At 56.5% G+C, this 26182-nt stretch carries 26 protein-coding genes and 1 riboswitch; of the genes, 19 read left to right on the top strand and 7 right to left on the bottom strand.

Features of this window, described 5'->3' with window-relative positions:
* Positions 1-83: 83 nt before the first annotated feature.
* Both ACTG2W_RS05475 and ACTG2W_RS05470 read right to left on the bottom strand, forming a co-directional pair.
* Positions 84-2516: a formate C-acetyltransferase/glycerol dehydratase family glycyl radical enzyme gene (locus ACTG2W_RS05475; protein WP_106843166.1), complete on the bottom strand. Its 2433-nt coding sequence runs from the start codon at positions 2514-2516 to the stop codon at positions 84-86.
* Positions 2517-2520: 4 nt separating this feature from the next.
* Positions 2521-3417: a glycyl-radical enzyme activating protein gene (locus tag ACTG2W_RS05470; RefSeq protein WP_106843165.1), complete on the bottom strand. Its 897-nt coding sequence runs from the start codon at positions 3415-3417 to the stop codon at positions 2521-2523.
* 128 nt (positions 3418-3545) lie between these two features.
* On the opposite strand from ACTG2W_RS05470, the gene fsa reads away from it, so the two are divergent.
* Positions 3546-4199, top strand: a complete 654-nt coding sequence (gene fsa, locus ACTG2W_RS05465) for a fructose-6-phosphate aldolase (RefSeq protein ID WP_042080204.1) — start codon at positions 3546-3548, stop codon at positions 4197-4199.
* A 128-nt stretch (positions 4200-4327) separates the two neighbouring features.
* Positions 4328-4507: a hypothetical protein gene (locus ACTG2W_RS05460; protein WP_106843164.1), complete on the top strand. Its 180-nt coding sequence runs from the start codon at positions 4328-4330 to the stop codon at positions 4505-4507.
* Between the two features lie 18 nt (positions 4508-4525).
* Here ACTG2W_RS05460 and ACTG2W_RS05455 read toward each other — a convergent pair whose 3' ends face one another.
* Positions 4526-5725 carry an HD-GYP domain-containing protein gene (locus tag ACTG2W_RS05455; protein ID WP_005350638.1) on the bottom strand — a complete coding sequence of 400 codons (1200 nt, stop codon included), beginning with the start codon at positions 5723-5725 and terminating at the stop codon, positions 4526-4528.
* Between the two features lie 168 nt (positions 5726-5893).
* Between ACTG2W_RS05455 and rsuA the strand changes: the two genes are divergently transcribed.
* Positions 5894-6586 (top strand): 16S rRNA pseudouridine(516) synthase RsuA, encoded by a 693-nt coding sequence (gene rsuA / locus ACTG2W_RS05450; protein WP_106843163.1) that lies wholly within the window; start codon positions 5894-5896, stop codon positions 6584-6586.
* A 19-nt stretch (positions 6587-6605) separates the two neighbouring features.
* On the opposite strand, the gene ACTG2W_RS05445 is transcribed toward rsuA, so the two are convergent.
* On the bottom strand, positions 6606-7505 hold the full coding sequence (locus ACTG2W_RS05445; RefSeq protein WP_043823314.1) for a DMT family transporter: 900 nt from the start codon (positions 7503-7505) through the stop codon (positions 6606-6608).
* 156 nt (positions 7506-7661) lie between these two features.
* Between ACTG2W_RS05445 and ACTG2W_RS05440 the strand changes: the two genes are divergently transcribed.
* The gene (locus ACTG2W_RS05440; RefSeq protein WP_440016094.1) at positions 7662-9299 is read left to right on the top strand and encodes a peptide ABC transporter substrate-binding protein; all 1638 of its coding nucleotides are present in this window, start codon (positions 7662-7664) and stop codon (positions 9297-9299) included.
* A 10-nt stretch (positions 9300-9309) separates the two neighbouring features.
* Positions 9310-9852: a phosphodiesterase gene (gene yfcE, locus ACTG2W_RS05435; protein WP_440016093.1), complete on the top strand. Its 543-nt coding sequence runs from the start codon at positions 9310-9312 to the stop codon at positions 9850-9852.
* A gap of 36 nt (positions 9853-9888) precedes the next feature.
* Here yfcE and ACTG2W_RS05430 read toward each other — a convergent pair whose 3' ends face one another.
* From ACTG2W_RS05430 to flgA, 3 genes are all read right to left on the bottom strand, one after another.
* A complete protein-coding gene (locus ACTG2W_RS05430; protein WP_040066163.1) occupies positions 9889-10305 on the bottom strand; it encodes a flagella synthesis protein FlgN in 417 nt (138 codons plus the stop codon).
* Complete coding sequence (flgM, locus tag ACTG2W_RS05425; RefSeq protein ID WP_005334177.1) at positions 10302-10622, bottom strand: flagellar biosynthesis anti-sigma factor FlgM; 321 nt, start codon at positions 10620-10622, stop codon at positions 10302-10304. Before flgM ends, ACTG2W_RS05430 begins: the two co-directional genes overlap by 4 nt.
* A gap of 91 nt (positions 10623-10713) precedes the next feature.
* Positions 10714-11397 (bottom strand): flagellar basal body P-ring formation chaperone FlgA, encoded by a 684-nt coding sequence (gene flgA / locus ACTG2W_RS05420; RefSeq protein WP_081990713.1) that lies wholly within the window; start codon positions 11395-11397, stop codon positions 10714-10716.
* 144 nt (positions 11398-11541) lie between these two features.
* On the opposite strand from flgA, the gene ACTG2W_RS05415 reads away from it, so the two are divergent.
* The 14 genes from ACTG2W_RS05415 to mgtE all read left to right on the top strand — a co-directional run bounded on the left by ACTG2W_RS05415 (position 11542) and on the right by mgtE (position 26169).
* Positions 11542-12453, top strand: a complete 912-nt coding sequence (locus ACTG2W_RS05415) for a chemotaxis protein CheV (protein WP_005334174.1) — start codon at positions 11542-11544, stop codon at positions 12451-12453.
* Between the two features lie 17 nt (positions 12454-12470).
* Complete coding sequence (locus ACTG2W_RS05410) at positions 12471-13295, top strand: CheR family methyltransferase (RefSeq protein ID WP_005350656.1); 825 nt, start codon at positions 12471-12473, stop codon at positions 13293-13295.
* A 295-nt stretch (positions 13296-13590) separates the two neighbouring features.
* Positions 13591-13989: a flagellar basal body rod protein FlgB gene (gene flgB / locus ACTG2W_RS05405; protein WP_005334169.1), complete on the top strand. Its 399-nt coding sequence runs from the start codon at positions 13591-13593 to the stop codon at positions 13987-13989.
* The gene (flgC, locus tag ACTG2W_RS05400; RefSeq protein WP_005350658.1) at positions 13989-14408 is read left to right on the top strand and encodes a flagellar basal body rod protein FlgC; all 420 of its coding nucleotides are present in this window, start codon (positions 13989-13991) and stop codon (positions 14406-14408) included. Before flgB ends, flgC begins: the two co-directional genes overlap by 1 nt.
* A 15-nt stretch (positions 14409-14423) precedes the next feature.
* The gene (locus tag ACTG2W_RS05395) at positions 14424-15164 is read left to right on the top strand and encodes a flagellar hook assembly protein FlgD (protein WP_106843160.1); all 741 of its coding nucleotides are present in this window, start codon (positions 14424-14426) and stop codon (positions 15162-15164) included.
* A 10-nt stretch (positions 15165-15174) separates the two neighbouring features.
* Positions 15175-16530, top strand: coding sequence for a flagellar hook protein FlgE (flgE, locus tag ACTG2W_RS05390; RefSeq protein ID WP_106843159.1), 1356 nt, complete (start codon positions 15175-15177; stop codon positions 16528-16530).
* A 141-nt stretch (positions 16531-16671) separates the two neighbouring features.
* Complete coding sequence (gene flgF, locus ACTG2W_RS05385; RefSeq protein ID WP_005334159.1) at positions 16672-17418, top strand: flagellar basal-body rod protein FlgF; 747 nt, start codon at positions 16672-16674, stop codon at positions 17416-17418.
* A 14-nt stretch (positions 17419-17432) separates the two neighbouring features.
* Positions 17433-18221, top strand: a complete 789-nt coding sequence (gene flgG / locus ACTG2W_RS05380) for a flagellar basal-body rod protein FlgG (RefSeq protein WP_005334158.1) — start codon at positions 17433-17435, stop codon at positions 18219-18221.
* Between the two features lie 14 nt (positions 18222-18235).
* Entirely contained in the window at positions 18236-18907 is a 672-nt protein-coding gene (flgH, locus tag ACTG2W_RS05375; RefSeq protein WP_005334152.1) for a flagellar basal body L-ring protein FlgH, read from the top strand.
* 8 nt (positions 18908-18915) lie between these two features.
* Positions 18916-20013 carry a flagellar basal body P-ring protein FlgI gene (locus ACTG2W_RS05370; protein WP_106843158.1) on the top strand — a complete coding sequence of 366 codons (1098 nt, stop codon included), beginning with the start codon at positions 18916-18918 and terminating at the stop codon, positions 20011-20013.
* Between the two features lie 43 nt (positions 20014-20056).
* Positions 20057-21130 carry a flagellar assembly peptidoglycan hydrolase FlgJ gene (gene flgJ / locus ACTG2W_RS05365; protein ID WP_106843157.1) on the top strand — a complete coding sequence of 358 codons (1074 nt, stop codon included), beginning with the start codon at positions 20057-20059 and terminating at the stop codon, positions 21128-21130.
* 3 nt (positions 21131-21133) lie between these two features.
* Positions 21134-23137 (top strand): FlgK family flagellar hook-associated protein, encoded by a 2004-nt coding sequence (locus ACTG2W_RS05360; protein ID WP_106843156.1) that lies wholly within the window; start codon positions 21134-21136, stop codon positions 23135-23137.
* Between the two features lie 4 nt (positions 23138-23141).
* Positions 23142-24350, top strand: coding sequence for a flagellar hook-associated protein FlgL (gene flgL / locus ACTG2W_RS05355; RefSeq protein WP_047437649.1), 1209 nt, complete (start codon positions 23142-23144; stop codon positions 24348-24350).
* 183 nt (positions 24351-24533) lie between these two features.
* Positions 24534-24703: riboswitch (M-box (ykoK) riboswitch) on the top strand.
* 122 nt (positions 24704-24825) lie between these two features.
* On the top strand, positions 24826-26169 hold the full coding sequence (mgtE, locus tag ACTG2W_RS05350) for a magnesium transporter (RefSeq protein ID WP_058056049.1): 1344 nt from the start codon (positions 24826-24828) through the stop codon (positions 26167-26169).
* Positions 26170-26182: the final 13 nt, after the last annotated feature.

Genomic DNA, 26182 nt, shown 5'->3' with positions numbered 1-26182 from the left:
TGCAAGGTGGTGGAAAGCGGCAAGCCACCCGTGGGGGTGGCTTGCCAATCATATGACGTCACTGGCGCAATGGGGGCGCCCCGTCAGAGACTGTGCTCGGTGCGGGCGATGATATCATCTTGCGCATCCGGGGATAAGGCGGTGAAGAAGGCTGAATAGCCCGCCACCCGTACCACCAGATCCCGGTACTGATCGGGATGGGCCTTGGCTGCCAGCAGGGTCTCCCGCGAGACGATGTTGTACTGCACATGCCACCCCTTGTGCACCTCGAAGAAGGTGCGTAACAGGCTCATCAGCTTGGCTTTGTCCCTCTCGTTCTCAAGGCTCGCCGGGCTCAGCTTCTGGTTGAGCAGCACCCCGCCGAGAATGGCCGCCGTGGGCAGCTTGCCGATGGAGTTGAACACCGCCGTGGGGCCGAGACGATCCGAACCCGACGAGGGGCTGGCCCCTTCCGCCAGCGGGGTGCGGGCATGGCGACCATCCGGGGTGGCCATGGTGGCGGCACCGAAGGGCACGTTGGCGGAGATGGAGGAGGTGCCCGCATAGTAGGTACCGCCGATGGGGCCACGGCCGAAGCGGGTGTTGTGCAGACCTTTGAGCTCGTCGATGTAGCTCTGGTAGGCCCGCACCAGCAGCAGGTCAACCTCGTCCAGATCGTTGCCGTATTTGGGGGCTGCGTTGGTGAGGCGCTGGCGCAATTGCTCCCCTGCCAGCCCGGTAAAGTCTTGCTCGAGTGCTTCGGCCAGCTCTTGCTGATCCACAATCCCCTGCTCGAACACCAGCTTCTTCAGGGCCGCCAGACTGTTGCCGAGGTTGGCAATTCCCACCTGCAGACCGGAGACCCAGTCATAGACGGCGCCTCCCTCCTTGATGGTCTTGCCACGCTCGATGCAGTCATCCACGAGGGTGCTGCAGAGGATGTCGTGGGCTTGAGCCTCCAGCACGCTGTCGACCACACAGTCGATCTCGATGGATTTGCGGGTGAAGTAGCGCACCTGCTCATCCCAGCGGGCCATCACCTCGTCAAAGTTGCCAAAGCTCCCGTCTCGCAGCGACTGAGGCTGGGGCAGGAATACCTTGTCGGTGGTGGCATCGCGGCCGCCATCCAGCGCCGCCAGCAGGATGCGGGCGAAGTTGATAAAGCTCATGCCGGTGCAGCGGTAGCCCCACTTGCCGGGCACAGCAGTCTCGATGCAACCGATGGCGGCGTAGTGGTGGGCATCTTCCACACTAACCCCGAGCTTGATGAACTCGGGGATCACCACTTCGTCGTTGTTGAAGGCGGGCATGCCGAAGCCGCAGCGGATCACCTGAATGCAGGCGTCGAGAAAATCCTCGCTCATCCCGGCATGGTAGCGCACCGAGAGGTTGGGCTGAGTTGAACGCAACTGGCCGCAGGACTCCAGAATCACGTAGGAGAGGCCATTGACCGCGTCATGGGCAGTGCCATCCCGCCAGTTCTGGCCGCCGATGGTGACGTTCTGATAGAGCGGGCTGCCGGCGGAGGCTTTGGAGTGGGTTCCGGAGCGGATCTTGTTCACCTCCAGCAACTTGAGCCAGCACCCTTGCAGCAGTTCGATGGCGCGGGGGCGTGACAGCGATTCCGACAGCTCCACCTCGCGGCGATACCAGGGGTAGAGGTACTGATCCATCCGGCCAAACGACACCGAGTGACCGTTGGATTCGATCTGCAGGATGAGCTGGATAAAGTAGCAGAGCTGCAGCGCCTGCCAGAAGGTCTCGGGGGACTGGTGGGCGATATGGGCGCAGTTGAGCGCTATGGTCTCAAGCTCGTTTCGGCGCTCGGGGCGAGATTCTTGTGCTGCCATATCATGGGCAAGTGCGGCGTAGCGCGAGATATGAGCGCTGACCGCATCCAGAGTGATGGCGACGGCGTGCAGGAACTGCTCGCGCTGCAGATCGGCCCAATCCGCCAAATCCAGCCGACTGCGGCGCTCGGCCACCTTGGCCTTGAAGCCATCGAGACCCAGCGTGAGCAGCTCCTCATAGTTGACCGCGAGGTGAGCATCCCCCGAGGTCATGTTGCCCTCGGCCTTGATGATGCCGCTCTCCAGCAGTGCTTTCTGCTCATCGGTAAAGAGGCCGAAGCAGCGATCCTGCACCGTCTGGCCTCGCCAGAAGGGGGTGAGGGCGTGGATGATCGCCTTGTCGGTTTCGCTGACGGCAAAACCGGCGCCGGGGCGGTCGGCCAGCTCGTCGATCTCCTTCTCAATCCAGCTCACCGTGTATTCGGGAAACAGTGGCGCCGCCCGCACCTGACTGGCCTGATTGCCGACGATCAGCTCGTCGTGCTTGATCCAGATGGTGCGCTCCTTGAGGTGATGAGCCAGCGCAAGAGCGCGGCGCACCGGCAGCGGTCGGGCGAGATGAGCCTGATAGGCCTCGGTGTAGTGGCGGACACGCTCGGTGCAGACCGGTGGCTGAACGATGTGGATCAGGCTCTCTTTGTGGGCGCGGATCCGCGGGCTGAGGGTATTGAGGTCGAGCTGGGTCATGATCTTATCCTCTGGTCACAGGGGTCAGCCCCTGACGTTGGGCGTATGCGTGGGCAAAGCTGAGTAAATCGGGGTCATCGAGCGGTGTCTCCGGCGCCTGATAGGGCAGATCCAGCAGGGCATATTTGCCCACGCCTAAGGTGTGGTAGGGGAGGAAGTGGATCTCCTGCACGGTGCCGAGGCTGGCGGCGGTGTCGGTGATGGCGCTGATCGATGTGCGGTCGGCATTGAAGCCGGGAATGAGCGGCACCCGGATCTGCATCGGTACGCCGTGCTCGGCGAGGCGTTTGAGGTTCGCGATGGGTAGCTCCACCTTGCCGCGGGTCCAGTTGAAGAATCGTTCTTTATCAACGTGTTTGAGATCCGCCAGCACCAGATCCAGTGAGGGGAGGCTTGGCTCAATCTGGTGCCAGGGCACATGGAGGCAGCTCTCGACTGCGGTGTGCAGCCCTTCGGCCTTGCAGCGGGCGAGCAGGGACGCGGCAAAGTCGGGCTGCATAAACGGCTCGCCACCGGAGAGGGTGACGCCACCGCCGCTGCGCTCGAAGAAGGGGCGATCCCGCAAGATGGTGTCCATCAGGGTGTCCAGCGTTTCATCGCGGCCGCACACCTGCAGCGCTTCGCTTGGGCAGAGGCCGCGCAGCCGTTCCACATCGTCGGCCTTGAGGGCAGAGCGACTGAGCTGGACGCCCTTGCTGTCACGCAAGATTGCCGGACACGCCTGGTTGCAGAGCTGGCATCCCTCGATGCATTGGCGCCGGTCGAGTAGTATGTCCGGCTTGGGAGAGCGGCTTTCCGGGTTTTGACACCACAGACAGGCCAGCGAGCACCCCTTGAGAAACACCAGGGTGCGAATGCCGGGGCCATCGTGAGTTGAATATCGTTGCAGGTCGAAAATCATACCGCCTCCTTTTGTATTTGCATTCTATTTGCTTTCATTCGAAATGTAACTTGATTTCGATCAAGCTGTTTGCAGATGTTTTATCGCTAGAATGGCGATATATTGAACATCCCGTTAAGGAGTTAGAGATGGAGCTGTATCTCGATACCGCCGATGTGGCGGCAGTACGTCGCTGGTCACGGATCCTGCCGTTGGCCGGTGTCACCACCAATCCTTCCATTACCGCCGCCGGGGGATTGCCGCTCTGTGAGCTGCTGCCCGCCCTGCGCGATGTGCTGGGGCCCAAGGCGCGCCTGTTTGCCCAGGTGATGGCCAAAACCGAAACCGAGATGGTGCGCGAGGCATTTGCCCTGCGTGAACTGGACCCGGATCTGGTGATCAAGATCCCGGTGTGCGCAGAAGGGCTGGCTGCCATCAAGAGCCTGACAGCCAACGGTGTGCCGACCCTGGGCACCGCTGTCTATACCCCGCTGCAGGGCTGGCTGGCGGCGGTAGCGGGGGCGGAATATGTCGCGCCCTACGTTAACCGGCTGGATGCCCAAGGTGGTGATGGCATTGCCACCGTGCAGGAGTTGCAACAGCTGCTTGCGCTGCACGCACCGAATAGCAAAGTGCTGGCTGCGTCATTTCGCACTCCCCGTCAGGCCCTTGACTGCCTGCTGGCCGGTTGCCAGTCCATCACCTTGCCGCTCGATGTGGCGGAGCAGCTGCTGAACGTGCCAGCGGTGGATGCGGCGCTAGCGAAGTTTGATCAGGATTGGCAGCGCGCCTTCGGTCGCTGATTGCAGTGACAAGCGGATTGTTGTGATAAAGGGGGGAGGGTGAAGCGCAAGTTGTGGGGATTGACCGACTAGACTTGAAAGAGGGGGCCAGGTTCGCTGGCCGCCCTGCAGTCTACCGGAGGTATCCCATGAGCGACCATCTGCTACTCCCCCATGGTGAAGATTTGCGTCGTGCGGTGCTTTGGCTCAGTGAGCACCACCAGTACGATATCTCTGCCATTGAAGAGGCCAGCCTGCGTTTTGATCTCTCGCCGCTGGATGAGGAGTTTCTGATCCAGCACTGGCTCGACAGCCAGCGCCAATCATGAATATCCGAGGTGAGAGATTTAGAAGAAGTTGGCGAGGTTGATGCCAAACTCTTTGGGGTCGACCGTGTTTTCGATGCTCTCCTGCACCCCTGACTTGGCCAGATCCAGCCACTGTACGTCGAGGTAGTGACGCTGGGTGGCGTGATAGATCACCTTGACCACCGGCTTGAGCGGCTGCTGCTCGTTGCGCTGCATCACGATAGCCAGGCGCTGGTTTGAGAGCTGTACCAGAGTGCCCACCGGATAGACCCCCATGCACTTGATGAACTTGGTAACCAGTTCGGCATCAAAGTGCTGATTGATCCCCTTGAGCAGAATGCGGAAGGCCTGGGTCGGCTGCATACCCGCTTTGTAGACCCGATCTGCAGTGATGGCATCATAGACATCGACGATGCCGCTCATCCGGGTATAGAGAGAGAGCTGCTCTCCCTTGAGTCGCTGCGGGTAGCCGGAGCCATCGAGCCGCTCGTGGTGGTTGGCGGCCACTTCCAGCATGGTGGGGGTGATGCCAGGGGTATTGCTGAGGATCTCGTAACTGTGCACCACATGCTGACGCATGATGGCGAACTCCTCATCGGTCAGTTTGCCCGGTTTGTGGAGCACCTCGTCCGGGGTCATGATCTTGCCCACGTCGTGCAGCAGGCCACCTAGGGTCAGCTCCTTGAGCACGCTGCGCTCAAGTCCCAGATAGCGGCCGAAGTTGGCCAGCAGAATGGCCACGTTCATGGAGTGCTCCATCAGGTAGGCATCCTTGGCGCGAATACGGGCCAGACAGAGCATGGCATCGCCGTGGGTGAACATGGTGTCCACCATCTCTTCGGCAACTTCGGCCAGCGGGGTGATGTCGATGGGCTCACCCGCTTTGAGGTGGCGAATGAACTTGCCTTGCAGCTCGCGCGCTTCCTGATAGAGGCGGCGGATTTTAAGCTCCCGTCCTTCGCCGTTGGCACTGGCACGGCGCCCTACCTGGGCGCTGTTGGCATTGAGATCGGGGGAGGTAACGGCGTCGCTTTCGGCACTGCCCAGCTTGCTGCGGGCCAGATCGATGCGTACCGTGAGCACCCCCTGACGTACCAGATTGGCAATTTGCGCCACGCTGGTCACCAAGCCCATCTGGGCGATCTCCATCCCACCTGTCTGGCTGGCGATAGCAATGACATACATGCCGGGTTTCAGCTGGTTGACGGGAATGACGGGATAGGATGCTTGAGACTTCATGAGGGCTTCCTGACTCTTATTATTATGAGTATCGTTCGGATGGGTCACACCGGAGAAGTGTAACATCGGATGACCAGTTCGTCATAATTGGCAACCCCTTAACAGTGGCGTTGTCGCCCCCGCCCGATATAATGACGCCCCTTTACTTGTTGGACTCCGAGGTTGTGAATGCGGCTTGATAAATTTCTGTGCGATTGTTCCGATTTGACCCGCTCGCTGGCAGGCAAACTGATCCGTCAGGGTGAGGTCATGGTGGATGGCATTGTGGTCAAGCAGCCCGCTTTTCATATCAATGAGCAGAGCCAGATCGAGTTTGACGGCGTGCTGCTGACGCTGGAGCAGCGCAACCGCTATTTCATGCTGCACAAACCGGAAGGTTACGTCTGCTCCAACGAGGATCCGGATCACCCGACTGTCTTCTTCCTGATGGATGAACCGGCGATGGGCAAGCTGCACGTAGTGGGTCGCCTCGACCTCGATACCACGGGTCTGGTGCTGGTGACCGATGACGGTCAGTGGTCCCACCGCATCACCTCGCCGCGTCACGAGTGTGCCAAGACCTATCACGTCTGGCTGGCCGATCCGGTGAGCCCGGATGCAATCGCGCTGTTCGCCGAAGGGGTCTACCTGCGTAACGAGACCGATAAAACCCGTCCTGCCCAGCTGGAAATTCTCGGCGAGTGCGAGGCCCGCCTGACCATCCACGAAGGCAAGTACCATCAGGTCAAGCGGATGTTTGCCTCCATCGGCAACAAGGTCATTGGCTTGCATCGCGAGCGGGTGGGGGGCTTGACGCTTGACGAAGAGCTGGCCCCTGGTGAATACCGCGAGCTGACCGCTGAGGAGATAGCCCTGTTCTGATCAGGGATAGCGCCGGGGGTCAGTGAGTGCTGAAACCCAGCACCAGCGCCGTGCCCAGGGTGGCAATCAGTGCACCCGCCCAGGCGGCAACGGATGGCCGCTCCCCCGAGTGCCACCACAACAGCGGCAGCAGCAGTACCGGCGTGGTGGAGGAGAGAATGGCCACCATGCCCACCTCGCCCTGCCGCAGCGCCATCAGGATCAGCGTCATCCCCAGCCCCATCGCCAGAAAACCGTTGGTGGCAATCATGGCGAGGATATGGCGATTGACCGGTTTGAGCGGCATGGCCAGCGGCAAGCGCCCCAGCCGCAGGACGCAGTGGGCCAGCAGGGCACTGCCCATCCGGATACCCGATGCACTCACCGCATCCACCTCACCACTCATCATCACCGGCTTGGCGATGATGGCTCCCACGCTCTGACACAGTGCCGCCGTCAGGCCAAGGCCAATTCCCAGCGCCAGATTGCCACGGATCTGCTCCCACTCGTTGCTGCTACTGCGTCTGCCAAACAGGATCGCCAGCATCACGCCAGCAAAGACCAGCATGGCCCCCAGCAGTCGCCAGCCCGTCAGCTGTTCATTAAAGAGCCATAGCCCAAGCAGGGCGGAAAACAGCGCATGGCAGGAGAAGAGCAGGGCACTGCGCCTTGGCCCCAGCCGATTCATGCAGGCAAACAGCGCCGTATCGCCCACGAAGATGCCGACCAGCCCCGAGATGGCGAGCAGAGGCAGGGCGCTTGCGGTGAGGGTTTGCCAGCCACCGGTGAGCAGACTCATGGTGCCGAGCATCAGGCTGACCAGAAACATGCGCCAGCGGCTGTAGGCAAATGCGCCGAGATGACGGGCCGGTTTGACCGAAATTAGCGCTGCAATTGCCCATAAACTGGCCGACGCGAGGGCCAGCCACTCATAACCCATAAAAACTCCTGAAAAAATTAACCCGAAAGACTCCATCTCCCGGGCAAGCCCGATACAATACGGGGCGTTTTCGGGGATAACAAGAGCGGCATCAGGCATTCATCAGGCGCATCGCCGGCCTTCCCCTCCTGCAGTGGTGTTATTCGAGGTTTTGTCATGAGGTATGGTTTCTTCCCCAAGCTGGCGCAACGCTGGCTCTCCCCGCTATTGCTTGCCGTGCTGGCAGGGCCCCTGGCCCATGCCACCACCGTTGAGCAGCAGCCTCTGCTTGCCGATCGGCAAACCCTGGTCAAGGGCAACGGTGCCGAGCCGGAGTCGCTGGATCCTGCGCTGGTGCGCTCCGGTTTTCCGGGGGAGGTCGTGCTGGTCGATCTGTTTGAAGGGCTGGTCAGCGAAGATGGTCAGGGGCATATCGTTCCTGCTCAGGCACAGCGCTGGGAGGTGAGTGAAGATGGGCTGGAGTGGCGATTCTTCCTGCGCCCCCAACTGAAGTGGTCCAATGGTGAGCCGCTGGTGGCCGCTGATTTTGTCTATGCCTGGCGCCGTCTGCTCGATCCGGCCATCAACTCCCCTTCTGCCGGATTGCTGCTGGCAACGGGGATCAACAATGCTCAATCCATCTATGCCGGCGCGCTGGAGCTCGGCAATCTGGGCATTGAAGCGCAAAGCGATCAGATCCTGAAAATCACCCTGGAGCGGCCGGCTCCCTATTTCCTGCAGCTCATCAGTCAGCGCCCCTTTGTGCCAGTCAATCAGAAGGCGATAGCCAAATTTGGCAAGCAGTGGACCGAACCCGGCAAGCTGGTGAGCAATGGTGCTTACCGGCTGACAAGTTGGACGCCAAACGAGCGGATAGAAGCCGAGCGCAATATCCACTACTGGGATGACCTTCACACCCGTATCGGACGGGTCACCTATCTGCCTATCACCTCGCAACATGCCGAACGGCTGCGCTATGAGGCTGGTGAAATCCAGCTCACCAACAAGGTCTCCCTCGGCTATTACCAGAAGATGAAGCGCGAATCTCCGGAGCGGCTCTGGGGCTTGCCGCTGTTTGGCACCTATCTCTATGCGTTCAATCTGAAGCGCCCCGAACTGCAGGATGTGCGGGTGCGTCAGGCGCTCTCCATGGCGGTTGATCGACAGCAGCTCATTGGATCGGTGAGCGGGCAGGATGAACAGGCGGCATGGTCGCTGTTGCCGGAGATGCCGGGTTACCCCCGGGTGATATTGCCTGTGGCGCTTGAAGATATGCCAACCCGCCAGGCCAAAGCGGCAGCGTTGCTGTCAGCGGCCGGGTATAACAGTGCCAATCCACTCAAGCTGAGCATTGCCTACAACAGCGCAGAAACCCACAAGCAGATGGCGATGGCCATTGCCGCCATGTGGCAGAAGCTGGGGGTACAGGTCACCCTCAACAGTCTGGAGTGGGGTGCCTATCAGGTGGCCAAGGATAGCGGTGATTTCCAGGTGGCCAGAAGCTTCCTGTTTGGCGATTACGTGGAGCCGTCTGCCATGTTGGGCAGCTTCCGTTGTCAGGATCTGCGTAACGAGAGCGGCTACTGCAATCCCGACTTTGATCTGCTGCTGGAGCAGGCAGCCAATACGCTGGACAGCGCGAGCCGGGTTGAACTCTACCGGCATGCCGAACAGTTGCTGCTTGAGGAGGCACCGATCCTCCCCGTGTATCATTACAATCAGATGAGACTGGTCGATCCCGCGCTGCGAGGGCTGCCCAGCCAGAATTTGAAAGGGACGATTGCTACCAAGGATCTCTATTTCAGCCCGCAGTGAGGTGCATTTCATGAAACTTGCCATCATTTCCGACATCCACGGCAGCATCATTGCGCTGGAGCGGGTGCTGACCCAACTTGAGCCCTGGCAGCCGGATCACTATCTGCTGCTCGGCGATCTGCTCAACCATGGCCCGCGCAATCCTCTGCCGGAAGGGTATAACCCGGCCGCCGTGGCCGATCGGCTCAACGAGCTGGCGCCACAGATCATCGCTGTGCGGGGCAATTGCGATTCCGAAGTGGATCAGATGCTGTTGCGCTTTCCCATCACAGCTCCCTACAACCAGTTGCTGATCGACGAGCGGCGCTGGTTTGCAAGCCATGGCCATCTTTATCGCCCGGACGAGGTACAGCTACCGCCGGGCAGTCTGTTCCTGAGCGGTCACACCCATGTGCCGGTGCTGGAGTGGCAGGGGGAGCGGGTATTGATGAACCCGGGGTCGATCTGTTTCCCGCGCGGCGAGTTGCCTGCCAGTTACGGGTGCTATGAGGACGGGGTGCTACGCGTCAATGCGTGTGAGGACGGGCGAGAGTTGTTGCGACTGGTGCTTTAAAACGGAGATCAAAAATGCAAGGCCTGATAAGAGATGTCAGGCCTTGATACCGTAGGAGCGGGTGCCAGAGCGAGTATTACCCTTGGCGTCATAGGTCAGGCTGTTGCGATCGCGCAGCTGACTCAGAAAGGTTGCCAGACGACGGTTTGAGACGATGCTCAATTCAAGCAAGCGACCGTTGATATCATTTTGTGCCTGGCAAGCATCCAGTTTTGCACGAAGCTGTGCCATCTCGTCGGGATAGGCTGCCAGCTGCAGTGCCAGTTCCGGCATCTCTGCCAGTGTCTTGTCCAGAGTTTCTATCGCAGCAAGCAACTGCTGTTTGCGCTCGGTCAGTGCGGGCAGGGCCAGTGCCTGATGCTGTTCGAGCAAGCTGAACTCCTCTTCCAGAATGCCTTGCATCTGGCTGAGGTAATCATCTTGGGTGTGCAGTAACGAAGGTAAATCCATCATCCCAGAACTTTGTCCAGATTGGCCTCGAAACTGAACATCTTCTTGGCCACAGCGTCGCTGTTAACCTGATATTCACCACTCGCGACGGCTTTTTTCAGCCGTTCGACCTTGCTCTCATTGCCGGTCGAGGCGGTATTGAGGTTTTGTTGCATCTTTTGCAATTGTTGCGCCTCACTGGTCAAGGAGACGGAGTCCAGCTTGACAGTAGCCGCTTTGTTTTCGGGCGATGAGGTGACTGACTTGCTGCCTGTCCCCTGGCTATTAGCGGTATTTTGCAACCGATTATTCGCCAAGTTGTTGATATTGTTGATGGCCATTTTAGTTACCTTCGTCTGCTTTAAGGTTTGCTTACCTGTTTATCGGTGCGGCAGATCAAAACTTTAGAAAAAAGTTGTCAAGGATCCGGATTTAAAAAGTGACCGATACGGCACCTACTGCACTGACTTTACCCTCAACGGTTTTGCCGGAGCGAATATTGACGAGTTTGATGATCTCTCCGAAGCTGCCATCTTGCAAGGCTCGGGCCATGGTTTTGATCTGGAAGTTGCTGTTTTCTGCCGTCAGGGTGACCTGATCCCCTTTGCACACGACACAAACCTGGCTCAAACGGATGGGTTGCCCCGGTTTTAGCTCCCGCTTGCTGCGTACTCCGATAAGAGGGGCTGTGTCAGTCAGGTAGTCGCCGCGGATCAGGGTCTGATCTTGATAGGCCAACACCAGCTGGCTTTCACTCAGCAGGTCCCCCTTGGCGATGGGGTTGGTCACAGTGACATAGGGCTTTTGAATGCTGACCCGCACCGGGAGATAGACGTCCCAAGGTTTGTCTTCCTCACATTTAAGGTAAACTGTTGTATTACGGCGAATTTCCATTTTTGCTGGTAAGCTGATGGTGAGCAGATCTTCGCAGCGGGTCAGTGGGAGCCGTTCATCCAGCGTGGCAGAGGTGACCTCGGCTCTGGCATCCAACGGAATATCCAGCTGGCTGTAAACGAACTCTTGTGCCTTTTCTTGCAGATAAGTAGTGACGTCCGAGGCGTAGCTGGAAGATATGCTGCCAAAAAAGAGGCTGATGAGTAAAAGTCGGTTAATCATTTTCGCTCGTTGGTCGATAAGTTGTTCACGCATATCACCATATTTAACTATGATTGCTTCAGAATCTGTTCGTTGTCACATCGATAGTCTGACGCAATCCATCACGCATGCATGATTAATGCCAAGCGTTTTTAGGGAGTGTTTATGGCCAGTATCCTGGACTCGGTCAACCAACGTACCCAGCTAGTGGGGCAAAACCGGCTGGAGTTGTTGTTGTTTCGTCTCAATGGACGTCAAAGATTTGGCATCAACGTATTCAAAGTGCGTGAAGTGTTGCAGTGTCCCCCCTTGACCGTGATGCCCAAACTGAACTCCTGCATCCGCGGGGTTGCACATATTCGTGGCCAGACTATCTCGGTCATCGACCTCAGCATGGCGGTTGGCAAACGCCCGATTGATGACCTGAGCAAATGCTTCATTATCATCTCCGAGTACAACCGCTCTATTCAGGGTTTTCTGGTGCATTCGGTCGAGCGCATCATCAATATGAACTGGGAATCCATCCTGCCTCCGCCTAAAGGTGCGGGTCGCATCAACTACATGACAGCCGTGACTGAAGTCGACGGCGAGTTGGTCGAAATTCTTGATGTTGAGCGGATATTGAACGAAATTTCGCCGGTTGCAACGGATGTTAGTGAGGAGTTGGTTCAGGCCAGTGTCGACCACCCGACTCTGGGGCGTCCTGTTCTTGTTGCGGATGACTCCTCAGTGGCACGCAAACAGGTACAACGTGCACTTGAGGCTATCGGTGTCGAGTGCGTGTTGGCTAAAGATGGTCGCGAAGCATTGAACATGCTGCTGGAAATGACCAAAAATGGTCCTATCAAGGATCAGGTTGCGCTGGTTATTTCGGATATCGAAATGCCGGAAATGGATGGCTATACCTTCACTGCCGAGATCCGGAATAATCCCAATCTCAAGGATTTGCATGTTATTCTGCATACCTCGCTCAGTGGAGTATTCAACCAGGCAATGGTGCAGAAAGTTGGTGCGAACAATTTTATCGCCAAGTTCCAGCCTGATGAATTGGCCAAGGCCGTACAAAACGCACTCTAATAAAGAAGAACTGCTGCATGAAGACACTTTCGGACGACTTATACAAACAGTTCAGCAACTTTCTGGCGGTACAGAGCGGAATTGTGCTGGGGGATAACAAACAGTATCTGGTGAAGAGCCGTCTTTCACCTTTGATGGCTCAGTTTGGCATCGAGAGTCTGTCTGATCTGGTTACCCGTGCAATGAGTGTGCGAGAGCGTGACCTGAAAATGGCCGTGGTGGATGCTATGACGACCAACGAGACCCTCTGGTTTCGTGATACCTATCCGTTTCAGCTTCTTACCGACAAGATTTTCCCCGAGTTGGGGAAAAGTGGCCGCCCCATCAAGATCTGGTCGGCTGCATCCTCGTCAGGTCAGGAACCCTATTCCATTGCCATGACGGCACTGGAGCAGCAGATGAAAAAGCCGGGGACCTTGCCTGGTGGCGTACAGATTGTCGGGACGGATATTTCGACGACCATGCTCAATCAGTGTAAGGAAGGCGTTTACGATAGCCTTGCTCTGGCGCGCGGTTTGTCACCGGAGCGCAAGAAGATGTTTTTTGAGCCTTACGGTGACAACAAGATGCGGGTTGCCGAGCGAGTCAGAAAATTGACCACCTTCCGGCCACTCAACTTGCTGGAGAGTTATAGTCTGCTCGGCAAGTTTGACATTATCTTTTGCCGTAACGTGCTCATCTATTTTGCGCCGGAAGTGAAGTCGAAGATCCTCAACCAGTTTGCTGCCAGTCTCAACCCCGGTGGATATCTGATGTTGGGCGCGTCGGAGTCACTGGCCGGGTTGACCGACCGGTTCGAGATGATCCGCTGTAATCCGGGGATTGTCTACAAGGTCAAATAGGCCTGATGGCCTTGATATTCGGGGTCTGCCGAATATTGCCAGTTCATGCAAAGAGGGAAGCAGCGAGCTTCCCTCTTTCTTTATCTACAGCTCAGTCTTTCTATTTACCTACCATATCTTGCCACTGCAAAAGTGGTTAAAACCTTAAGGTGGCCAAATGATGCCGTCTGACTCAGGGCACGAGATGTTCCTGTCGTTTTCGGTTTGCAATGTGCTCATACCAAAACCATCGAACTGAGTGATTTGCTTATGGCACACCTCTTGCAAACAAAATAAACCAAGCAGGAGGTGTGCTATGGCTCTTTCATTTGACAAGGCATTCGGTGTGCATCAACACACCATAAGCGTTCGCGCCAAGCGTGCTGAGGTGCTTTCCAGCAATATTGCCAACGCAGATACCCCGGGCTTCAAAGCCAGGGATATCAATTTTGCTCAGGCATTGCAGGAGGCCCAGTCGCATCAGGGGTTTGGTTTGGCAACGACCAGCGAAAAGCACTTTGCCTTGAATATGGACGCCCCAGGTACCGTGCAATATCGCAACCCGCTGCAACCGGATACCGGTGACGGCAATACAGTCGATGTGCAGCAGGAGCGCAGCGAATTTCTGCGCAATAGCCTCGAGTATCAAACCTCCCTTGAATTTATGAATAGCAAGATCAGTGGCCTGCTCAAGGCCCTGAAAGGAGAGCAGTGATGAGTTTGTTCAAGGTCTTTGACATAGCAGGCTCGGCTATGAGCGCACAGTCAGTGCGCCTCAACACGGTTGCCAGCAACATGGCCAACGCGGACAGCGTCAGCTCCAGTGTGGAAAATACTTACCACGCCAGGCGGCCAGTCTTTGCCGCCCAGCTCGATCAGGCGATGTCTGACAAGCAGGGCTCGGTCGGGGTTGAGGTGAAGGGGATTGTCGAGAGCAAGGCGCCACTGCTCAAGGAGTACAACCCCAACCACCCGATGGCGGATAAAGACGGTTTTATCTTCAAGCCAAACGTCAACATGGTTGAAGAGATGGCCGACATGATCAACGCCTCGCGCAGCTACCAGACCAACGTACAGGTTGCAGATTCGGCCAAGAAGATGCTGCAGCAGACGCTCCAGCTTGGCAAGTCCTGATAGGAGGGATGCAGCATGGTCGATACAACCAGTAATGTGAACGGCATCAGCCGTACCACGACCCAGACGACAGGCAGCACAACGGCGCCAAAGAAAGAGCTGGATCAGGCTTCATTTATGAAGCTGCTAACAATGCAATTGTCGTATCAAGACCCATTCAAACCTGTCGACAATGCCCAGATGCTCTCCCAAATGGCGTCCATGTCAACTTCGGAGGGGATCAGCAGTTTGTCTACCCAGATGGGGAAACTCAATGACCAGATGATTTCCAGTCAAGCCCTGCAAGCGTCCTCTTTGGTAGGTCAAAATGTGCTACTGCCAAGCAATATAAGCTATTTAGACAAAGAGGGGCCACTATCAGCAGTCGTAGCGGTTGGTACTACTAATAAATATGCGAATATCAAAATCACTATCGAAGACGAAAAAGGACAAGTTATCAAAGAGTTTCCCCTGGAAGGAGAGCAAAAAGGTAACGTTGAAGTTGCTTGGGATGGTACTGACAAGGCTGGTAACCGAGTTTCTGCAGGCAAGTATGTCGTCAAAGCCAGCGGTACTATTGATGGCAAGTCGGAAAATATTGCTGCATACGCTTATGCCAAAGTGGATAGCGTTGCCTTGGGTAATGCCACCAACCCGACTCGCCTCAACTTGAGAGGGCTGGGGAGCGAATATCTGAACAATATTCTGCAAATTTCAGGCACCAATTCAAATCCGACGGTTACACCGTCAAAAACCACGTCGACAGCATCGATCTAAGGAGCTGGATATGTCATTTAACAATGCCTTGAGCGGTGTCAACGCGGCACAAAAAGACTTGAACGTCACCGCCAACAACATTGCCAACGTTAACACCATGGGCTTTAAAGAGTCCCGTGCCGAGTTTGCGGATGTCTACGCCAACTCCATCTTTGTCAATGCCAAGACCCAGGTCGGTAACGGTGTGGCAACCGGCGCGGTTGCCCAGCAGTTCCATCAGGGAGCGCTGCAATTCACCAATAACGCACTGGATCTGGCGATTCAGGGTAATGGCTTCTTTGTGACCTCTGACGGTCTGACCAACCTGGATCGCACCTACACCCGTGCCGGTGCCTTCAAGCTCAATGAAAACAGCTATATGGTCAACAATCAGGGCCATTATCTGCAAGGTTATGAAATTAATACTGATGGTAGCCCGAAAGCAGTTAGTATCAATGCAACCAAGCCGATCCAGATCCCGGATCGTGCAGGTGAACCGGTGAAGACGACTAAAATAGAAGCAAGTTTCAACTTACCTTCAACTTCAACAACCAAACCGCAACCATTCAATCCTTCAACATTTGATCCAAAAGATTCAAAAACGTACTCGTCATCCACCTCTGTGGTTATTTATGATTCTTTGGGAGAACCTCATACTATTACTCAATATTTTGTCAGGGATGCGGATACCGTTGATCCGACCAAACCAGCAGATCCACCTGCTTGGCGCATGTATCTTTATCAGGGTGACAAGCCTATTGATATCGAAAATGGAACCGCCCCGACGATGGCTGCTGGCCTGAACCCAGCACCCAAAGCAGCCCAAATTACCTTTGGGTCTGATGGTAAAATGACGGGAATGATTCCTACTACGCTCAAAACTGAACCACTTGGGACTGTCGGTGCAACTGGTGCGGGCATTATTACTAATGGTGCCGACCCGACTCAGCAGATTGATATCAGTCTTGATTCGGTGACTCAATATGCTTCACCTTTTGAGGTCAGCAAATTGACACAGGATGGTTCTACTGTCGGCCGTTTGACCAAGGTGGAGATCACGCCAGATGGTATTGTGTCTGCAACTTACAGCAACGCCACCACCATCAAGGTAGCGATGGTCGCCATGGCCAAGTTTGCCAACTCACAAGGATTGACTCAGGTTGGTGATACCTCCTGGCGACAATCCCTGCTCTCTGGCGATGCTTTGCCGGGGACACCCAACTCGGGCACGTTTGGCACCATCAAATCTTCGGCGCTGGAGCAGTCCAACGTGGATTTGACCTCCGAGCTGGTGGACCTGATCACTGCCCAGCGTAACTTCCAGGCCAACTCCCGTTCTCTGGAGGTCAACAGTTCGCTGCAGCAGACCATCCTGCAGATCCGTTAATCTCGCAATAAATGATAATGAGAGGGGGCTTGGCCCCCTCTCTGTTTCTGTCGCATTCCCATCCTTATCCCCCCATATTTCTGCTGTTGGCACTCTAATTGCATTTCTCCTGTCAGAGTCATCTGTTTGACGGAGAATTCCATGGATCACCTGCTTTATATCGCCATGTCCGGGGCCAAAGAGACCATGAACAGCTTGGCTGTTCGCGGCAACAACCTCGCCAATGCCAATACAACCGGCTTCAAGTCCGATTTTGAGCAGGCCAGAAGCATGCAGGCATTCGGAGAGGGCTTGCCAAGCCGGGTGTTTGCCATGGCTGAGCGCCCGGGTCAGAACCTGCAGCATGGCATGCTGATGACCACCGGACGGGATCTGGACGTGGCGGTGGATGGGCCGGGCTGGATTGCCGTGCAGGATCCAAAGGGCGGCGAGGCCTATACCCGCATGGGGAATTTGCAGGTCAATGCGACCGGCAACTTACAAACCTCGACCGGCCTGAATGTGGTGGATGACGGCGGTCAGCCAATCGTGTTGCCGATGCCGATGGAGAAACTCGAGATCAATCGGGATGGCACCATCAGCGGTCGACCGGAAGGGGCTGCCGCCAACTTGCCGGAAGATTTCCAGCGGATCAAGCTGGTCAACCCGGCCGCCGATGCGGTGGAGAAGGGGCAAGATGGTCTGTTTCGCCGCAAGGATGGTCAGAATGAACCCGCCTCAGCCAATGTCGGCCTGATTGCCGGCTCCCTTGAGGGGAGCAACGTCAATGTGGTGGATGAGATGACCAACCTGATCCGGCTGCAACGCCAGTTCGAAACTCAGGTCAAAATCATGAAGACGGCCGAAGAGAATGATGAAGCTCAAACCCAACTGCTGCGAATCAGCTAATCAAGGAGTTACCTATGAATCCCGCACTCTGGATCAGCAAGACCGGGTTGGATGCACAGCAGACCAATATTTCGGTCACCTCGAACAACCTGGCGAACGCCAGCACCGTGGGCTTTAAAAAGTCACGGGCCATCTTTGAAGATCTGCTGTATCAAAACATCAACCAGCCCGGTGGCCGCTCTTCTGCCGATACCGAGCTCCCCTCCGGCTTGATGCTGGGGGCGGGTGCCAAGGTGGTGGCGACCCAGAAAAACCACAGCCAAGGTAACGTACAAACCACTGACAACTCGCTCGATTTGATGATCAGTGGTCGTGGCTACTTTGAAATTCAGCTGCCAGATGGCAGTGCTGCCTATACCCGTAATGGTCAGTTCACCCTCAACGATGAAGGGACCATAGTGACCCCGGGTAATGGCTACCCGCTGCAACCGGAAATCCAGATCCCGGAAAACGCCCAGAGCGTTACGGTGGGTGAAGATGGCCAGGTCTCGGTGCAGCTCAAGGGCGATGGCGCTTCTCAGGTCGTCGGTCAGATCAACATCTCCGACTTCGTTAATGCCAGCGGCTTGCAGCCGATGGGGGAGAACATGTTCGTCGAGACCCAATCCAGCGGCGCTGCTGCGCAGGGGACTGCCGGTGCCGATGGCTTGGGGGTGATCAAGCAGGGGATGCTGGAGACTTCCAACGTCAACGTGACCGAAGAGCTGGTGAACCTCATTCAGGCTCAGCGGGTCTACGAGATGAACTCCAAGGTGCTCTCCGCCGTGGACGGCATGATGTCCTTCCTGATCCAGCGTACCTAATTAGGAGGTGCATGATGAAAGCCGTATGGATGCTGGGATTGCTGGTGCTGGGAGGGTGTAGTAGCACTCCCAATACGCCCAAGCCTGATGATCCCGAGTTTTCCCCCGTCTACGGGGAGTCGGAGCCGGTGTCGGTGCGACCGACAGGGGCGATTTTCCAGCCGGATCAGGTCAATGGCATCTATTCGGATATCAAGGCACACAAGGTAGGCGACATCATTACCATCGAGTTGTCGGAGTCGACCTCCGCCTCGAAAAAGGCCAATACCCAGAGTGGCAAGGACAATAAATTTAATCTGGATCCGGTCAAGCTGGGTGGCGTGCCGGTCACCGCCAGTCCCTATGATCTTTCGGCTTCCATTGGTCAGAACAGCGCGTTCAAGGGGCAGGCCAAAGCGGATCAGAGCAACAGCTTGCAGGGCAATATTTCGGTCAGTGTGGCCAAGGTGCTGCCCAACGGCAATCTGGTGGTGCGCGGCGAGAAGTGGATCATGCTTAATAATGGCAATGAATATATCCGGATCACCGGCCTTATTCGCCCGGAGGACGTGACGTCTGATAACAGCGTTTCGTCCCAGAAAGTGGCCAATGCCCGCATTTACTACGGTGGTACCGGCGATCTGGCCAATAGCCAGGAGCAAGGGTGGCTTACCAGCTTTTTCAATGGTCCCTGGTGGCCGCTCTAGGAGATGTTATGAAGTCACTCCGTCTTGTCACTCTGCTTTGCTGTCTGCTGCCCTTGGGTGTGGCCAATGCGGCCCGGATCAAGGACATCAGCTCGGTTGAAGGGGTGCGTAACAACCAGCTGATTGGTTACGGTCTGGTGGTGGGGTTGCCCGGCACTGGCGAGAAGAACAACGCCTTCACCGAGCAGACCTTCCGTACCATGCTCAACAACTTTGGCATCAAGGTGCCGGACAACATCAAGCCCAAGATCAAGGATGTGGCTCCGGTGGCGATCCATGCCGACCTGCCCCCCTTCTCCAAGCCGGGCCAGACCATCGATGTGACGGTCTCTGCCATTGGCGAGGCCAAGAGCCTGCGGGGCGGCACTCTGCTGCAGAGCTTCCTGAAAGGGCTCGATGGGCGGGTTTATGCGGTCGCCCAGGGCAGTCTGGTGGTCGGTGGTCTGGGGGCCGAGGGGGCTGATGGTTCCAAGGTGGTGATCAATACCCCGACCGTCGGGCGGATTGCCAACGGTGCAACCGTGGAGCGGGAGGTGCCCAACTCCTTCAGTCAGGGGGACACCATCACCTTCAACCTTCACCGCCCAGACTTTACCACTGCGCGCCGTCTGGCCGATGTGGTCAACGATCTGGTGGGGCCGAATACCGCTCAGGCGCTCGATGCCACCTCGGTCAAGGTCTATGCCCCGCGAGATCCGGGTCAGCGCGTCTCCTATCTCGCCACCATCGAGAATCTGGAGGTGGATCCGGCCAACGAGGCGGCCAAGATCATCGTTAACTCCCGCACCGGCACCATAGTGATCGGCAGTCAGGTCAAGCTCAAACCTGCGGCCATCAGCCATGGCGGGTTGACGGTGACCATCGCCGAAAACCAGCAGGTCTCCCAGCCCAACCCGTTGGCAGGAGGAGAGACAACGGTGACCAACAACTCGACCATCAATGTCCAGCAGGAGCCGGGGCGGATGTTCAAGTTTGATACCGGTGCGACCCTGGACGATCTGGTCCGGGCGGTCAATCAGGTCGGGGTCGCCCCGGGTGATTTGATGGCCATCCTTGAGGCGCTGCAGCAGGCAGGCGCCATCGAAGGGCAACTGGTCATATTGTAACAAGCGGCAAGTGGTTGCCACGGGTGGCAATGAGGTAAGCAAAATGGCGGAGTTTGACAGCAACAGCGGCATGAATCTCGGGATGGTACAGGACATCAAGAACCTGGACCGTTTGCGCCAGATGAGCCAAAGCAAAGAGGGACAGGCCGAAGCGCTCAAGAGTGCGTCACGCCAGTTCGAGTCAATCTTTACCCAGATGCTGTTTCAGAGCATGCGTCAGGCCAACGGGGTGTTGACTCAGGACAACCCGATGAACAGCAGCTATACCCAGTTCTATGAAGGGATGCTGGATGAGCAGCGAGTTGCCGACATGTCCAGCAAGGGGGGGCTGGGATTGGCTGACATGGTGGCCAAGCAGCTCTCTCCCGAGACCTTTACCCATCAGGATGGACGGGTGCTCAAGATGCCGCAGCGCACCGAAAGGACCTACAAACCCTATCAGCCCCCTACGGCGGCTGCCGATGATTTGATCGCGGTATCAAAAGTTGGCAAAGATTTTGCTGAAAAAGAGATGGTCGAGGGGGCAAAGGAGAGTCACACACTCACTATGCCCCGTCGACCGCACCGCAGCATTCCGCCCATGGGACGCATGACCAGCGAAGAGAGCAGTGCCACCGGTAGTGGGGGCAAAGAGTTCGATACACCGGAAGAGTTTGTCAATCGCCTGATGCCGCTGGCCAAGAAAGCGGCCGACAAGCTGGGGTTAAGCCCGGCGGTACTGGTCGCCCAGGCGGCACTGGAGAGCGGTTGGGGCAAGCGGGTGATCAAGGATGGCGAGGGGCAGGTGACCCATAACCTGTTTGGCATCAAGGCCGATCCGCGCTGGGAAGGGCCAAAGGCGGTGGTCAGCACGCTCGAGTATGAGCAAGGCGTCGCCTCCCGCCAGAAAGCGGCATTTCGCTCTTATGGGTCGTTTGAAGAGAGCTTCAACGACTATGTGGACTTCCTCACTTCCGGCTCTCGCTACAAGGGAGCCCTGGCGAAGGTGGATAGCCCTGATCGCTACTTCGAGGCGCTGCAACAGGCGGGTTATGCCACCGACCCGCACTACGCCAGAAAATTGAAACAGGTATTGCGCAGTGATGCCATTGCCCAATACAACGAGATGGAGCTGTAACGTATGGCAAGCGACCTGCTTGGGATTGGTTCATCGGGCGTGCTGGCACAGCAACGCCTGCTGCAGACCACCAGTAACAACATAGTGAACGTCAATAGCCAGGGCTATGTGCGTGAGCGTACGCTGGTGTATACCAATACCATCGGTCTGGGGACCGGTGACATCAAGACCCAGCGGGTGATCAACGACTATATGCAGGGGGAGGTGCGCCGTGATACCTCTGCCTATCATGCCTCCCTGACCCATTATGAACAGCTGGCTGGCGTTGACAGCTTGCTGGGGAATACCAGCAACAGCGTGGGGGCGGCCATCACCTCCTACTTCAAGTCATTTCACTCTGCCAATGAATCGCCTGCCGAGATCGGTGGACGCAAGGTGGTGATGACGGAGTTGAGTGGCATGGTCAACCGTTTTCATACCCTCTCAGCGCAGCTCGACAAGCAGAGCGATACCCTCAACACCCGCATTGAAGATGAAACCAAGCAGGTCAACAGCCTGCTCACCAGCATCAATGATCTTAATCAGGCCATCATCCGCACCCAGGGGTCACCCGAAGAGAACCTGATGCTGTTTGATCAGCGGGATGAGGCGATCCGCCAGCTGTCGGAGAAGATGGATATTCGCACCGTAGCCCAACCTAACGGCAGCATGCTGGTCAATATGAGCACTGGCCATTCGTTGATCCTCGATGGGGGTGTCGCCCAGTTCAAGGTGATTGCAGGAGACCCTGACTCCCGGGATCAGGAGTTGCAACTGACTCTGGGGGATAATCAGGCAACCATCGACCACGATACGTTTGGTGGCGCCATGGGGGGGCTGTTCAAGGCGCGTACCGACCTTGAGCCTACCAAGCGCGAACTGGGGCAGCTGGCCGTGGCGATGGCCGATGCGATGAACCAGCAGAACCGCCTCGGGATGGACCTGGATAATGAAATTGGCGGTGATATATTCACCCTGCCAACCAGCAAGGGATTACCCTACGACGACAACACGGGGACGGTCGGGGCGAATGTCAGCTTCGTGCCGGGTAAGGGGACATCAGTGACCCCGTTTGATTACGAAGTGCGCTTTAGCAGCGCCACCGGTTATGAGGTGTTCTCGCTGGACAAGTCTGGTAATCGAACCTCTGTGGCGACTGGCACGACCCCTCCTGCAACGTTTGAACTCACGGGTCACGGCATTTCAATCGATCTCACCGGTGCGCCGGCTGCGGGTGACAGACTGTTGCTGCAACCGACCAAAAGTGCGGCCGCCGGTCTGGATCAGCTGATCACCCGACCGGAAGACTTGGCCTTGGCCTCTCCGCTTAAAGCGGAAAAGACCACCAATAATGGCGGCGGGGCTGATATCAAACTGGGTGGCGTATTTAATACAGGTGCGGGGTCAGGTTTTGGTACCAATAGTCTGAGCCCGACAGCGCCTCAGGTGGTCAAAATCGATGGCAGTGGTAACTATCAGGTGTTTCAAGCCGATGGTACTACCTTGATTGGCACGGCCCCTGCGAGCAGCAAAGGGCAAGACCTGATGTCAGCGATGATTAACCCCTTCCCCATTGGGACTGCGGTCTATGCCAACCCGAAACAGGCTCTCGGCTACGAGTTCAGCATCACCGGAACGGTGGATGCCGGTGACAGCTTCAAGCTCAGTTACAACAGCAATGGCTTTGCCGATAACAGCAATGGCCTGGTTCTGGCCGAGCTGCAAAACAAGGATCTGGTGCGCAAGAGCACCAATGGTGGGACGACCAACGACAAGATGACCTTCAATCAGGCCTATTCCGGGTTGGTGATGGAAGTGGGTAACAATACCAGCCAGGCAAAAACGCTGCTCAAGGCCAATGAGTCCAAGCTTATCCAGAGCACCGGCATCTTTGAAAGCGTGTCAGGGGTCAATCTGGAGGAGGAGGCGGCCAATCTGATCCGCTTCCAGCAATCCTATGCGGCATCGGCGCAAATCGTCAGCACGGCCAAAACCATTTTCGATACACTGCTCTCTTCCGTGAGGTAACGTCATGCGCATCACCACCAACATGATCTACGACCGGAATATCTATTCCCTCAACAGTGCCAACGAGCGGTTGAATACTGCCTACCAACAGCTGCAAACCGGTAATAAATTTCAGACTGCCGGCGAAGATCCCGCGGGGATGAGCCAGAAGATGGCACTGACCAAGGAGATCGACCTGTTCAAGCAGTACAGTGTCAATGGCAGCTTGCTGGAAAACAGCCTGGGACATGAGGAGACGGTATTAACGTCGATTAATAATGCGATGCTTAGTGCCCAGACCCTGATCCAGAAGTCAAATAATGGCGCTATCAGCATGGATGATCGCAAGGCTATTGCCAGCGAGCTGGAAGGGTTGCAGCAGCAGATGTTTGACCTGATGAATAGCAAAAACTCCTCGGGTGAATTTATATTTGGCGGTAATCAGAGCAAGACCCAGCCATATATCAAAGACGCCAACGGGAAATATATTTATCAGGGGGACCCTGGTCAGCGAAATATTCAGGTCTCACCCACAGTACAAATTGCTGCCAATGATTCCGGGCAGGACCTGTTTGAAATCGTGGCGACCAGAAGAACTGCCAGTGCAACCACCGCAAATATCAAGGTCGGAGTCGGCGATCAGGGCAACTTTGATAATTTCTATAAGTCCAATTATAACTCTGCACTGCCCAGCAACACCTATACCGTATCAACCACCATAGGCCCGCCTGATACCTATGATATCAAGGATGCCGGTGGTACTACCCTGCAAACGGGTAACTACACTGCTGGCACCAAGATCCCCTTCAATGGTCTGGAGTTGACCCTTGATTTGCCTGCAGGTGGTGCGGCTCAGCAGTTTGACCTTAATCCACCAAAAAATGACAACGTGCTGAACGGGATGTCGGATTTTATTACCGCTTTGCGTGATCCCGCTATTACTGCTGACAACTTTGCGTTGGAAGTAGCCGATGCTACCGTCCATATGAAAAATGCTCGCTTGAATATCGATCATGGGTTGGGTGAGCTGGGTGGCAGGATGAACAGTCTTGAGGCAGTCATGGATTCTAACGAGGGGTTGAGTACCCTCAACGCCGAGGCGAGAGCCAAGGTGTCGGAAGCGGATCTCTATGAAGTGATTTCCGCGCTGTCAAAAGAGGATGCGGCATTGAGTGCCTCGCAACTCTCTTTCAGCAAAATAAGCCGTCTGACGCTATTTGACTATATTCGTTAATTAAAGAAGGGCCCCTTTGGGGCCTTTTCTTTTATCCAGGTTTTGTAAATTGGTTCCGTGTCATCTCCTGCCAATTGTAACAAGCTGTTGCCGTTGCCAATTTAATGGTGGTTGCGGGGTTGACCTCCCAGCGGGATTGGATAATCATGCCGCCCGCACAACAGAGGGTTGTGCGAATTATTTGCAGCATCTCGTTAGGCGAGGCTCCTGTATAAACACAGGCCACTGATCTCACGACGTCCAGAGACGCCCAAGATCAGGACAGTTTTCATCGGATTAAGGTGTAAACCCAAGTGGCTTCCGGCATGCCGGATACGTTATACAGTGCTAAAGCTGGTACGTGGGGATGATGACACGCCGAACGGCGTCATTTCCTGCCTATTACTCGTCAATCAAATTGCTGTTTTCTTGTCGTTGCATCCGGCTATTTCCGGAGGCATTCAGGCTCGCCTGAAATCACATGAGGATATCTGTGATGAAGAAAACACATACCATTCTTAACCGTCACCAACTGCTCGATCTGGCCGCCCTGCAGGGTTGGCTGGAACATAATCTGGATCCGGTTCAGCGCGCCGATCAACTGCTGACCCTGCGTCCGGAAGAGCTCAACTGCATCTTTGATACCCTGCCAATTCCGCAAGGTGCCGAACTGCTCGGCTCACTCTCGGCCGAGAGTGCCGGGCGCCTGTTGCAGCGGCTCCATGGCAGCATCGTCAGCGTGTTGCAGGAGGCCATTCCCCGCCGCGAGATGGTCGCCATCCTGCGCAAACTGAGTCGTCAGGATCGCACTATGTTGCTGGCTCGCTTCCCGACCCAGGCGCAGGCCATGTATTACTCCCTGCTGGATTGGCCCACCGAGTCGGTGGGGGCCAACATGCGCCACGAATATCTGGCGGTGCGGGAGGAGGACACGGTCGGTCACGCCAAACAGCTGATCCACGATGCCTGGGACAATGCCCAGCTGTTTCGCCATATCTATGTGGTCAACGGGGATGGTCGTCTGCAAGGGAGCCTCTCCCTCAAGACCTTGCTGATCGCCGACCCGCTGGCCAGTGTCGCGACCCTGATGGATCGGGAGACGGTGCGGATCAACGCCCGTGCGGATCAGGAGTTGGCAGCGCGCCTGCTCATCGACCGCGATCTCTCGGTCCTGCCTGTCGAGGATCAGGGGCGACTGGTCGGTATTTTCCACGTCGATGATGCGGCGGATATTCTGGAGCTCGAATCCACCGAGGATGCCGAGATGCAAGGGGGCTCATCACCGCTCGATACCCCTTACTTGCAGGCGACGCCCTGGCAGCTGTGGCGCAAACGGGTGGGCTGGCTGCTCATCCTGTTTGTGGCGGAAGCTTACACCGGTACCGTGCTGCGGGCATTTGAGGAGCAGCTGGAAGCGGCCATCGCGCTGGCCTTCTTTATCCCCTTGCTGATCGGTACTGGTGGTAACAGCGGCACCCAGATCACCACCACCATAGTACGAGCCATGGCGGTCGGGGAGGTGAGTCTGCGCAATCTCGGCACAGTGCTGAAAAAAGAGCTCTCCACCGGTCTGCTCATCTCGGGTGCCATTGCCATGGCGGCCTGGGTACGGGCATGGAGTCTCGGCGTCGGTCCCCAGATTGGCATGGTGGTGACCTTTACCATCATCGCCATCGTGCTCTGGAGTGCCACGGTCGCATCCATTATTCCCATGGTGCTGCGTCGTTTCCGCATCGATCCGGCGGTGGTCTCTGCGCCATTCATAGCGACACTGGTGGATGGCACCGGCCTTATCATCTACTTCGAGATGGCCAAGTGGTTGTTGCCCGAGTTGCAGTAACCGGGAGATTGAG

Origin of the sequence: Aeromonas sp. 96A (assembly GCF_051919165.1) — a bacterium.
Classification (GTDB): domain Bacteria; phylum Pseudomonadota; class Gammaproteobacteria; order Enterobacterales; family Aeromonadaceae; genus Aeromonas; species Aeromonas veronii.
The sequence above is the reverse complement of the archived record's forward strand: the minus strand, read 5'-3'. Positions and strand labels throughout refer to the sequence as shown.